This is a genomic window from Bacillus sp. BML-BC051, assembly GCF_019656175.1.
Lineage (GTDB): Bacteria > Bacillota > Bacilli > Bacillales > Bacillaceae_G > Bacillus_A > Bacillus_A mobilis.
The window spans coordinates 36,147-47,495 of the sequence record NZ_BPLI01000033.1 but is presented as its reverse complement, the minus strand read 5'-3'; the positions used below and the strand labels follow the sequence as shown (position 1 = coordinate 47,495).

The following is an 11,349-nucleotide window of genomic DNA, read 5'->3' as shown; positions in this document are numbered from 1 at the left end:
AAGTTTTGTAATAGAGCTTGAAAAGACAGTTTCTGTAGATTCTAGATGAGGTGGAGCTGAAGGTTGCATAATGTATAAGAATATTGAGTTATAGAAAAATATATTATTTTATTTAATGTTATAATTCATTTTCTTATTTCTAATTTTATCCCGCTTTAATGGGCAGTAAGACCCCCACCTCAAAATTCAGCGAAAGCAAAGAAGTTAGGTGGGGGATCAACTGCCCATAAAAGTCCGATTGGTTCAACTAATAATCAGTGGGGGATGAAGAAAACCCCCACTGATTAAAGTTTCACTTTATTGTACGAGATGTAGCGAAGGTAAACTATCGAATTACATTACACATAGCTTACAAACATGTAAGTCTTCTGTAATGTAATTCGATGGTTAAAAGATAGTGAATTTCATATAGTGTAATTAGAAAGTTTCACTGTATTACTTTCTGTTTGTAATATGAATGAAGAATGAAAAACCAACTACCTTTTAATAGCCCTCATCTACATACAGATGAGGCTCTTTTTATAAACCTTACAACATTGTAAGGTTTACGTAAGTTAATTCGATAGTAAGTTTGTCATATTTTTTGCATAATAGATAAAAATAGATAAAAATAATTAGGGATATAGTAAGAAGGGAGAAAACTGGGATGCGTAAAGAAGAAGTAGTGAAGTTTCCAATTAAAGATTTCTGTAGCTACTTTACTGTTGCCGTAGTATGTATTGGATTATTTGATATCATAACAAACTTAATTGTTAAATAATATAGATGATAAAACAAGAAGGGAGATCCTTTCTTGTTTTTTTTATGGGGGAATAAAAATGAAATGGATTGATAGTCATATACATGTTGACCAATATAAGGATGAAGAAAAAAGTAGATTACTTAAAGATGTGGAACATAGTAAAGAGATAAAGGGGCTTATTGCGGTATCTATGAATTATCAATCATGTAAAGAAACCTTATCTTTAGCAAAGCGATCTCCTTTTGTACATCCAGCAATAGGTTTTCATCCGGAGCAACCAATTCATAAAGAAGAATGTGAGCAAATTTATAAATTAATTGAAGAGCATGTAGAGGACATAGTTGCGATTGGTGAAGTCGGCTTACCATATTATTTAAAAAAAGAAGATGAGCGCATTGATGTCAATTCATATATATCAGTGTTACAACGGTTTGTTGAACTAGCTAGTAAATATGATTTACCAATTATATTGCATGCAGTGTATGAAGATGCTGATATTGTATGTGATTTACTGGAGAAATATAAAGTTTCACGTGCACATTTTCATTGGTTTAAAGGAAGTGAAACAACAATGAAACGGATGATGAGGAACGGTTATTATATTTCTATCACGCCAGATGTTTTACATAAGGAGAAAATTAGAAAAATTGTTTCGTATTATCCACTTGAATATATGATGGTAGAAACAGATGGACCGTGGGAATTTCAAGAGAATGTTATGACGCACCCGAGAATGATTCGAGAGGTATTGAAGGAAATTAGTGTTATAAAAAACATATCTGTTGATAGGGTTGCGGAAACGATATATGAAAATACGATTCAATTTTACTTGAAAGGATAGGAGAGTTACTCTTATCCTTTTTATTATGGATATTTTTTCTAATATTTTCTATAATTTATGATGTGTTTAATTTGATGAAGGACGTAGGGGAGAAAATGGGGAGAGTATATAAAAAAATAGCTATTACAATGATGGTCGGTGCACTTTCACTTGTAGCGTTTGGGTGTGAGGCAGAAAAAAAGGTTATAAATTCAAACACAACACAGGAAAAGAAGGAAGAACCAATTGATCCAGTAGTTGAAAAACAGATGAAAGAAAATGAGAAAAATGGGAATACGGTTGGAAACAGTTCTAATAAAGGGAAGATGGTAGAGAGTAAGGGATGGGTTTACTATGCGGTAAATGGTGATAAAAATACAGGAGGCATTTATCGTACGAAAGATCAATTTCAGACTTCGGAACGTGTAGTGGAAGGTGTAAATGCTTCGTACATAAATATAAAAGACAAAGCTTTATATTTTATTCATACGGATGAAGATAAGAATTCGGGATTATCTTCTTTAATGAAGTATGATATATCTAACAAAAAGCTAGACACGTTAAAAGCAGATACAAATTATGTTTATATAAAAGATCAAACTTTATTTTATCCGAAAAAATATTCTGAGCATGGTGGTTTTGATATTGTAGGAATAGTAAAAATGGATTTGAAAACGGGGCAGGAAGAAGAAGCGGCATTAAAAAACTCAGGTTGGTCTCAAACGATAGACGATAGTATTCTACATTGGAATAAAAATCGTGGAACACAAGTGACAAAAGATAATAAAACTTGGTCAAAGGAAAATTATGCAACAATATCTAGTGCTACTTATAATAATGAAAAATTATATGCTGTTGTCGACTTTTCGTTACCTTTTGAAACAAATGAAGCTGAGCATGGCATATATGAAATAGACATTCAACAAAATAATGAAAAGCTATTAGTAAAGGATGCTTTGCAGATGAATGTGAAAGGGGATACTTTTTATTATTTAAAAAAGGATGGAGTATATAAGAAGAAAATGAATGGTGGAAATGAAAAAGTAATTTATAATAAGGCGGTTGAACCAACTAAATCCTATTTATATTTTGTAGCAGGAGATATGTATCTTTATACGGATAATGGAACTATTTTGAATCTAGATACAAAGAAATCAAATGAAGTACAAGATAAGAAGCTAGTAGATGAAGTTATGCTACAGAAAGTATGGAATGCACAGAAGGAACTTACTAATATTCAAATGGCTGCACTAACAGGAAACCCAAAACGAGTAGGGGATTTTTCGTACGGGGAATTAGTGAATCCTGCTTATAATACAAAGGACACTTTAGAGACCACGCTATCTACGTACTTCTCAAAACCATTTATAGCAGAGTATATGAAGAGTAAGTACCTTAAAGAATTAAATGGGAAAATGCACTATGTTATTGGAGATCCAGGATCAAAAGCAGCAACTAAATTTACAAAAATTATTTCTGCCGAGCTAAAGGATGGAAAAATAAAAGCGCAGGTAGAAACGTATAATGATTATGATAATGTAACGGAAAAAGTAGAAGTTGAATTTATTTATGAAAATAATCAATGGGTTATTAATAATATGCCACGTTTTGGTTTAAGTTAAAAAAACCACCAAGCATTTTGCTTGGTGGTTTTATTTTAGGATTCTAATTTTTTCGCACGTCTTAATAACAATAGAAAGACAATGATGAAGAAACCAAGTATAAGGAAGAATCCATATTGTTTTACATAGTCTATTACGTCGCTTGCGCTTGTTGGCTTTTCAACGTGAATGCCGTCCTTATTAGTAGTAATATGAATATCTTGCATTTTCACTTCATTTGTTTCTTTTTGTAAATCAATCCATTCTATATTCGGAATGCTTTCTAGATCCTTTAATACTTCTTTTAATGGTTTCACACCTAAGTAAGGATGATAGAATGCACCAATAACTCCATCGGATAATTTAGCAACAGATACAGCACGTTCCTTCATCTTTGCAATAGCATGTGGCTTATCTTCTTCAATAAAACCAACTGTTTCAGGCATTAATTTCATCCCGTGTAAAAATGATGGGGTACTTGTATAAAATGGTGAGTGCATGGATTTCCAAGTTGTATCACTTAACTGTAGTTGTCCTACATAAGTTGAAAAGTACCTTGATAATATTTCATATCCTTTTTGGGACATCGTGTAATGGGGTGCTTCAAATGCGACAGGATACAGTTTGGCATCTACAAGTTCTTGAATGCCCTTTTCAATATGCTCAGTCGTATATTTTTCTTCAAATTCTTCCCCTTTTTTTGCGTATGCATTATATGCTTCTATATTAGGAAAGTCATCTTTTGTTTTTGGTTGTTCATGCTTCGGTTGTCGAATTGGTTGGTCTGTTTTTACATCCCAAAATTCAAAACCTTCTCCAGTTTCACTATCATAAAATTGGTGTGTATAACCATGCATAATAATTGCTGCACCATCATCTTGCATAGAGCGTAAAAGATCGACTAGCTCAGGTTTATCTTTTAAATGTATTGTCTTTCCTGTATCCGGATCTTTATATACCGGTATGACTGTAATCATGTAAGGAATCTTTTTCTCTTTTAGTAATTCAGCAATTTCTTTTAATTTATTTATATCTGCGGCTGGATGAACATCCTCAAGACGTAAATAAGCTTCCACTTTATCTGTCGTTGGTTTTTGTCCGAAGTAAGAAAATAACATTTCGCCGACGTAATGAGACATCCAGTCAAAGAGATTTGATGTTGCAACATAATAAGATGTTTCATGTTGAACGATTAGTGGGCTCTTGCTATTTGGGGTTAAAGCGTTAGCAAGAACAGTTCCGTTTGTATCAAAAGCTTGAATCAATCGGTCCTCTTCTAAAGTGTTTTGTAGCTTATGGCTTGGATATTCGATTTTATTAACTCGTATATCATTATCCTTTAGTGTAATGAAAGAAAAGCGATTAGATAAATGTTCAACATTTTGTCCTAAAACTAATACTGGGCCTGAGAAATCTTCTAGAAGTTTCTTTGTTTCAATAGGAAATTCTTCTTTTTGTTCCCCGATATAAACAATATGTGTATAAGAAGATGAATTAGTAATTTCGTTAGCCTTTTTTAAACTTTTCGTAGTTATATCGCTTGTAAAATGTCCTAATTGAGTATTAAGGATTTGAATATTATTTGTAATTTGATCGTCTTTTGTACTGTATAAAACAAGTACTTTTGGTTTTGATGATGTTTGTGCAGAGGTGTGGATAGGGATAAGTAGTAAAATGCTGAACAAGAGTAATATGCACTTCTTCATTTGGTCTGCTCCTATTCTATATGTAGAGTTCAATTTACAATTATATACAAGAAATACGTTGTAGTCCATGAAAGTTACATTCTTGCACGTATTTACCAGCTGTTTTTTCACAAAATCGGTCTAAAGCATGATGATAATATATATAGTTATTTGCTATGATAAAAGGGTAAGAGAATGATAGAATGTGGGTAATTGTAAAGGGAAGAAGGCTGAAAGGGGACAAATTTCAGCGGAGAAAGAGGTAGTGGCAGTGAAGAAATTCTTTGTAGGATTTTTAGTTGTTCTTGGGGTGTACTTATATTTCCAAGGAAAGTCTGAAGGAATGGACAAGCTAGTGAATGAGATAAGCTATGTTGACTCAGAGGAAGCAAAACAGATGAAACAAATTATTATAGAGGAAGCAAAGAAAGTCAATCTTCCAGAATGGATACCTCTTACAATTGCCGAACATGAAAGCCGGTTAAATCCAAGAAGTATTGGAGATAACGGAACTTCATTCGGATTGTTTCAATTGCATCGCGGTGGCGGGCTGGCACCAGATCATTTAACTGATGAAGAGTTGAAAGATCCGCGCACAAATGCGCAAATTGCAATGCCGCATTTAATGAAAGGGTATAAGCGCGGGGTGCAGAAAGGTTTGACGGATTTTGCATTACTAAAATATGTAGCAAATACATCTGGATGGCCAGGAAATTTAGGGCCCGAGTGGACGGATAATAATATGAAGTATAACATCGGATTAGAAGATGTGTACTATCGAAATAAAGGCGTAATAAAAGAGTAGGTTTTTTATACCTACTCTGTTTTTTTATGAATAACTTCATCCTTTTCTTGTATGAAATACTGCGCTAGTTGTATTTTCACGTCTTCTAGTTTTGTAGAAACTTGCGGTATTTTATATCCTACATACAATGGTGAAACGACAAACCTAGGAACAACTTTACAAATGATTTTTCCGTTCAAGTAATAGAAGAATAAGTTATAACTACTACATCCCTTATGGAAATCTGTCAGTATATAACGTACAGTTTGCTGAATATAATTTGCTAGTTCATCTATGCATCCAGTATCTTCAATGATGATATTAAATTCAGTAAAACCGATAATAGGACGATCTGAAATATTGAGTTCAATGCGTTCGTTTTTTTGTACAATTACTCCTCGGAAGTTGTCCTGTTCTACGTTACCGAGATAGTCTACATATTTCATTCCTATAATCTGCATGTGTGCATGATGCAAACTCCCGCCTGAGAATGGACCGTGATTTTTGTATAAAATCACAGATGTGAATTCTTCATTCTTCTGTAAGTCTAACCAATGCTTAATCGAAAAACGAATTAGCGATCTCATATGTTCTTCTGTATATGTCGCAATATGATCTTCACAATTATCGGTTTCGATTAGCACCGTTTGAAATGTATCTTTTAATGTAGGAAATTTGTTTTTTAGCCAAATAATTGAGCCCTCAGTTGCTAAAATATCCGTTAAATTTTCTCTGTCACAAAAAGGACATGCAGCGCTTCTATTCCGGATGCTTTCTGGTTTTTGTTTGCCGATATCGTTTAAAAAGTATAGTTGTTGTGTATCCATTTATATATATGCCCCTTTAAAATATGTGTAAAAATCCCGCTTAATACATTCGGGAAAAGGAGAAGGAAATCCTTTAAAGGGAATAGGAAAAATAAAAGACAAGATATCCTCATTACAACAGGGTACCTTGTCTTTTATTTTTTCTTTAATAATGTGTATGGATAATATAGATCGTTTTTATTATGTTTCTTTTTTCTATTTTTTATTGTGTATAAGGCAATTGCTGTACTCGCGATTAAAATAATGGCTTTCTTCATATTCGTTTACCCCTTTTTTATTGTTGGTTTAATTCTTGGCTAACTGCTTTGGCATCAACTAGAGCGTGTAAAATCATTTTTACCATGTTCATCATATTCTCTCACTCCTTTTTATAGTTCGTTTAGTTCTTTTACAACTGCTTGTCCGTTCACTAATACCTCAAAGGTTGCTTTTACGATTTCTTTCATCATGATTGTTTCCTCCTTTTGTTGTCTCTCTTGTTTACATCTTTATTGTATAGGGAGGCATCTTTTCGTACTATCGCTTTCCATTACGTGAACATAACAGTTTTGTAAGATTTGATGTCACTTATTGAAATGTTTAGTCTATCTTCATTATTTTCAGAAAAATGACTATTCAAACATGAAATGGGAAAGTATAATAAAGAAGTAAGTATTAAATTCCGTACGAAAGAGGTGAATGAGATGAAACGTTCTTTAGCTGCACGTGCCAAATTTTTAGATTATATCTATTTTTGTCGTGCGATTTTTCATGATGTAGTTGTTAACGGGATACGTCTGTCCTTTTTTAACAATTGCATAGTAGCTATTGAACGATAGAAATCTCTTCACCCATTTTTAATAAACGTGTGAAAAGGGAGCTATTTGGCTTCCTTTTTCTATGTCGAAAACCATGGGGAATGTTTCTTTCCCATGGTTTTTTATATTGAAAGGAGTACGGAAAATGACAATTTGTAGTGTAAATAATGTAACGAAATCTTTTGGTGGAAACATCATATTTGAAAATATATCGCTTGAAGTAAAGAATGGTGAACGTGTTGGATTAGTTGGTCGTAACGGTAGTGGGAAGACAACAATCTTTCAGCTTCTAACTGGAATGGAAAGTTTAGATGCAGGAGCCATTCATATGAAGAAAGGTACACGTATTGGTCATGTGGCACAAATTCCGAAATTTGATGAGGGTATGACTGTATACGATGTACTGAGTTCGGCTTTTAAAGCAGAAAAGGAATTAGAAAGAGAAATGCGTACTTTAGAAAAACATATGGCGGAAGAACGAGAACCGTCTGCTTTACAAAAATTAATGGAGAGATACGGATTAATTCAAGAAAAGTTTGCGTTCCTTGGTGGTTATGAAATAGAAGCGAATTTGATGAAGGTAGCAAATGGTCTACAGGTGACAGAACTATTTCCTCGATCATTTCTGGAGTTAAGTGGTGGAGAACAAACAAAGATAAGTCTTGCATATATGCTATTGCAGAAACCAGATCTACTTCTATTAGATGAACCAACCAATCATTTAGATTTATTCGCCGTAGAATGGCTAGAACAATTTTTAAAAGAATACAATGGAACGGTTATGGTTATTTCACATGATCGCTATTTCCTTGATGAAGTTGTAACGAAGATTTTTGATTTAGAAGATGGAGAGATTCACGTGTATCATACAAACTATTCTCAGTTTGTTGAGGAAAAGGAAGAACGGTTGCTGCAGGAGTTCCAGGCTTATCAAGAACAGCAAAAGAAAATAAAGAAAATGAAAGAAGCAATTAAGCGACTACGTGAATGGGCAAATCAGGCGAATCCTCCGAATGAAGGATTGCATAAGAGAGCGAGAAGTATGGAACGCGCACTGGAACGTATAGAGAAACTAAAGAAACCTATTTTAGAACGAAAACAAATGGGGCTTCAGTTTGAAGGGCAAGAGAGAAGTGGGAAAGATGTTGTTGTAATGAAAGAAGTGAGTAAAGGGTTTGCTGGCCATCCTTTATTTAATGAAGCGAATTTACATGTTCGTTTTCAAGAGCGTGCGGCGATCGTCGGTCGTAATGGTACAGGAAAGACAACGCTACTAAAATTACTATTAGAAGAAATAGAACCAGACGCTGGTGAAATTCGAATTGGTAGTAGTGTGAAAATCGGTTATTTATCACAGCATGCGTACGGAAATGTGAAGAGTAATGTATTAGAAGCTTTCAGGGAATATGTAGCTGTAACAGAGGGAGAAGCGAGACATATATTAGCTAAGTTTTTATTTTATGGTCCAGCGGTGTTTAAGAAAGTAACGCAACTGAGCGGTGGAGAAAAAATGAGATTAAGGCTTGCGCAACTTATGTATCAAGATATCAATTTTTTAATTTTAGATGAGCCGACAAACCATCTCGACATTGAATCAAGGGAAGTTTTAGAGGAAGCTCTTGAACAATATAATGGAACGATTTTAGCTGTTTCACATGATCGTTATTTTTTAAATAAGTTATTTGAAAAGACGTATTGGATTGATGAGCATAAATTATTTGAGTTTGCAGGGAACTATGCATGGGCGCGTCAAAAGTGGGAAGAAAAACTCGAGACACAGGTAATAAAGCAGCAACGCCAAGGAAGAAAAAGGATTGAAATAGCTCCTATAAAAAAGAAAGAAGTTAGGAATGTTGAGGAGATTGAAACCGAGTTAATGCGTGTAGAAGAAGATATATATAAGCTTGAGTGTAAGATGGAACATGTAGTTGATGTTGAAATGCTTGAACAATTGTATGAGGAAAAAACGAAGCAAGAGTTGTTACGGGCGGAGTTATATAATGAGTTAGGGAATATTGTGGAGTAAAGAAATTAGAATGAAAGAGCAAGTTGTTTTCTCATACTTTGAGGAGGGCTTGCTCTTTTTGTGTAAGAAAAGAGAAGTAATTGGTATAATTTTCTTGTTGTTGCAATAAAGAGACGCATTTTAGGTTATTAAAACGTGAGGAGAATTTTATGTTAGGATACGCGCGAATAGCTACAATCGTCATGATCTGTTTTGTTTATGCAAACCATGTTTCACGTGAAACAGCACATTTGCAATTTTTTGTGGGTATAGCACTTTTTATTTATATTGTGAATCACATTTTGTTAGTAAAAGCGAATGGAGGTAAAAAACTTGTTTTTTATACACTATTAGCGAATGGGATAGTCACAGCTTTATTAGGTTTTTTATTTCCCGAGACATGTTTATATTTAATTATATTTGGAATTGATGCAGTAGGGTTATTTATTCATGAATTTCGTAGAAGCATGACGTACTTTTTTATTACTTTTTTCTTTCTTTGTTGGCTTATAAATATATTACATGCGTATCAACATACAGGTAGTTTAGAATTGGAGAGTAATGCCATTAATTTTATGTTCATCGTTTTTAGTGCTTTAGCTGGAAGTTTAATTAAGAAACTTACAGCTGCTCGGAAAATGGTGGATGAGCAATATGAGGAATTAGCATTATCGCATTCAGCACTAAAAGGAGCACATGAACAATTAAGGCTATATGCCAAAGAGGTAGAAGAATTGACAGCTGTCCGGGAGCGAAATGATATTGCCCGAGAAATTCATGATACAGTTGGTCACAATATGACTGCCTTACTTGTTCAGTTACAACTGGCAGAGGCTTTATGGAAACAAAAATCAGACGCTACAGAAGAGGTTTTACATACATGTCATGGACTAGCAAGAAAATCGCTTCAAGAGGTGAGAGCGTCTGTACATGCCTTAAAAGAAGAAAGTAACCCAGGGAACATAATAGAGAATATGCGTGAAATGTTACATGGATATTCTAAAGCGACGAAAGTACAAGTATCTTTTCAACTACAAGGGGATCCAGTTGTGATTCCGTTGTCACTACAACCTACACTGCTCCGGGTTATGCAAGAGTCTTTAACAAATGCAAAGCGGCATGGCAAAGCGAGTTTATGTGAAGTGAGTTTAACTTGTTCGGCGAAACAAGTTAAACTATGTATTTTGGATAATGGCGTGGGGGTTAACGAGGTAAGTCCGGGCTTTGGTTTACTTAATATGAGAGAACGAGTAGAGGAACATGGTGGAACTATTCAATTTGAGAGTGAGATAGAAAAAGGCTTTCGGTTACAGATTGAATTTCCACTTCAGGAGAAAACGTGGATAATAGGGGGAACGGTATGATTCGTATTATGATTGTTGATGATCAATCACTCATTCGTGATGGGTTAGCGATGTTATTAAATTTACGTCCGGAACTTGAAGTAGTGGGAACGGCTACGGATGGAGATGAAGTGATACAAAGAGTGAAAGAGCTACATCCTGAAATTATTTTGATGGATATTCGGATGCCTCGTATGAATGGTGTTGAAGGAACGCGTTTAGTTAGAGAACAGTTCCCTCATATAAAGGTACTTATGTTGACGACTTTTAGTGATAGTGAGCTTATCTTTGAAGCATTGGAGCAAGGAGCAAGTGGTTATTTATTAAAGGACATGGAGACAGATGCAATCGCTCAAGCAATTTTAACGGTGCATAGTGGAGGAGCTGTGCTTCCTCAGGATATAACGGCGCAAATCATAAAAGAATTAAAAAAGACAAAAGTAGCAGTAGAGTGCACCATACCAGAGCAATTAGCACAATTAACTGAGCGGGAAGTAGAGGTTTTAAGAGAAATTGGACTTGGTTTAAATAATAAAGAGATTGCGGAAAAGCTATTTATTACAGAAGGAACTGTTAAGAATCATGTTTCTAATTTAATTAGTAAGTTAGAACTGAGAGATCGAACACAAGCAGCCATATACGCAGTAAGGTATGGCGTCACGATATACACATGACTTTTGGCATATATAAGAGTGAAAAAGCAGCAGAATTTGCTGCTTTTTTATTTTGCATTTCTATCTCAAGG

The 11,349-nt window shown here is 34.4% G+C and carries 10 protein-coding genes and 1 pseudogene; 7 read left to right on the top strand and 4 right to left on the bottom strand.

The window, feature by feature from the left end; all coding sequences use genetic code 11:
- Positions 1–69 (bottom strand): annotated as a pseudogene (locus K5S59_RS15220) (MFS transporter); the annotation flags it as partial.
- Between the two features lie 749 nt (positions 70–818).
- Between K5S59_RS15220 and K5S59_RS15215 the strand changes: the two are divergent.
- Positions 819–1,583, top strand: a complete 765-nt coding sequence (locus K5S59_RS15215) for a TatD family hydrolase (RefSeq protein ID WP_120449352.1) — start codon at positions 819–821, stop codon at positions 1,581–1,583.
- A 95-nt stretch (positions 1,584–1,678) separates the two neighbouring features.
- Positions 1,679–3,184, top strand: a complete 1,506-nt coding sequence (locus K5S59_RS15210; protein ID WP_120449354.1) for a DL-endopeptidase inhibitor IseA family protein — start codon at positions 1,679–1,681, stop codon at positions 3,182–3,184.
- 35 nt (positions 3,185–3,219) lie between these two features.
- Here K5S59_RS15210 and K5S59_RS15205 read toward each other — a convergent pair whose 3' ends face one another.
- The gene (locus tag K5S59_RS15205) at positions 3,220–4,869 is read right to left on the bottom strand and encodes a DUF2334 domain-containing protein (protein ID WP_098872889.1); all 1,650 of its coding nucleotides are present in this window, start codon (positions 4,867–4,869) and stop codon (positions 3,220–3,222) included.
- A gap of 250 nt (positions 4,870–5,119) precedes the next feature.
- Here K5S59_RS15205 and K5S59_RS15200 point away from each other — a divergent pair, with 250 nt between their 5' ends.
- Positions 5,120–5,653: a transglycosylase SLT domain-containing protein gene (locus K5S59_RS15200; protein ID WP_033656276.1), complete on the top strand. Its 534-nt coding sequence runs from the start codon at positions 5,120–5,122 to the stop codon at positions 5,651–5,653.
- 11 nt (positions 5,654–5,664) lie between these two features.
- On the opposite strand, the gene K5S59_RS15195 is transcribed toward K5S59_RS15200, so the two are convergent.
- Positions 5,665–6,459 (bottom strand): DUF4931 domain-containing protein, encoded by a 795-nt coding sequence (locus K5S59_RS15195; RefSeq protein WP_000381047.1) that lies wholly within the window; start codon positions 6,457–6,459, stop codon positions 5,665–5,667.
- A gap of 134 nt (positions 6,460–6,593) precedes the next feature.
- On the bottom strand, positions 6,594–6,716 hold the full coding sequence (locus K5S59_RS15190) for a hypothetical protein (RefSeq protein WP_000709137.1): 123 nt from the start codon (positions 6,714–6,716) through the stop codon (positions 6,594–6,596).
- 426 nt (positions 6,717–7,142) lie between these two features.
- Here K5S59_RS15190 and K5S59_RS15185 point away from each other — a divergent pair, with 426 nt between their 5' ends.
- The 4 genes from K5S59_RS15185 (at position 7,143) to K5S59_RS15170 (ending at position 11,278) form a co-directional block, all read left to right on the top strand.
- Complete coding sequence (locus tag K5S59_RS15185) at positions 7,143–7,277, top strand: RAxF-45 family protein (RefSeq protein ID WP_046956655.1); 135 nt, start codon at positions 7,143–7,145, stop codon at positions 7,275–7,277.
- Positions 7,278–7,401: 124 nt separating this feature from the next.
- Positions 7,402–9,282: a ribosomal protection-like ABC-F family protein gene (gene abc-f / locus K5S59_RS15180; protein WP_120449356.1), complete on the top strand. Its 1,881-nt coding sequence runs from the start codon at positions 7,402–7,404 to the stop codon at positions 9,280–9,282.
- Between the two features lie 149 nt (positions 9,283–9,431).
- Positions 9,432–10,625, top strand: coding sequence for a sensor histidine kinase (locus K5S59_RS15175; protein ID WP_000902010.1), 1,194 nt, complete (start codon positions 9,432–9,434; stop codon positions 10,623–10,625).
- Positions 10,622–11,278 (top strand): response regulator, encoded by a 657-nt coding sequence (locus K5S59_RS15170; protein WP_000619341.1) that lies wholly within the window; start codon positions 10,622–10,624, stop codon positions 11,276–11,278. The genes K5S59_RS15175 and K5S59_RS15170 overlap by 4 nt, the downstream gene beginning before the upstream one ends.
- Positions 11,279–11,349: the final 71 nt, after the last annotated feature.

Excerpts from the sequence above, each read along its gene's own strand:
- K5S59_RS15215 (WP_120449352.1), top strand. The coding sequence starts at position 819 with ATGAAATGGATTGATAGTCATATACATGTTGACCAATATAAGGATGAA.
- K5S59_RS15210 (WP_120449354.1), top strand. The coding sequence starts at position 1,679 with ATGGGGAGAGTATATAAAAAAATAGCTATTACAATGATGGTCGGTGCA.
- K5S59_RS15205 (WP_098872889.1), bottom strand. The coding sequence starts at position 4,869 with ATGAAGAAGTGCATATTACTCTTGTTCAGCATTTTACTACTTATCCCT.
- K5S59_RS15195 (WP_000381047.1), bottom strand. The coding sequence starts at position 6,459 with ATGGATACACAACAACTATACTTTTTAAACGATATCGGCAAACAAAAA.
- K5S59_RS15190 (WP_000709137.1), bottom strand. The coding sequence starts at position 6,716 with ATGAAGAAAGCCATTATTTTAATCGCGAGTACAGCAATTGCCTTATAC.
- K5S59_RS15185 (WP_046956655.1), top strand. The coding sequence starts at position 7,143 with ATGAAACGTTCTTTAGCTGCACGTGCCAAATTTTTAGATTATATCTAT.
- abc-f (WP_120449356.1), top strand. The coding sequence starts at position 7,402 with ATGACAATTTGTAGTGTAAATAATGTAACGAAATCTTTTGGTGGAAAC.
- K5S59_RS15175 (WP_000902010.1), top strand. The coding sequence starts at position 9,432 with ATGTTAGGATACGCGCGAATAGCTACAATCGTCATGATCTGTTTTGTT.
- K5S59_RS15170 (WP_000619341.1), top strand. The coding sequence starts at position 10,622 with ATGATTCGTATTATGATTGTTGATGATCAATCACTCATTCGTGATGGG.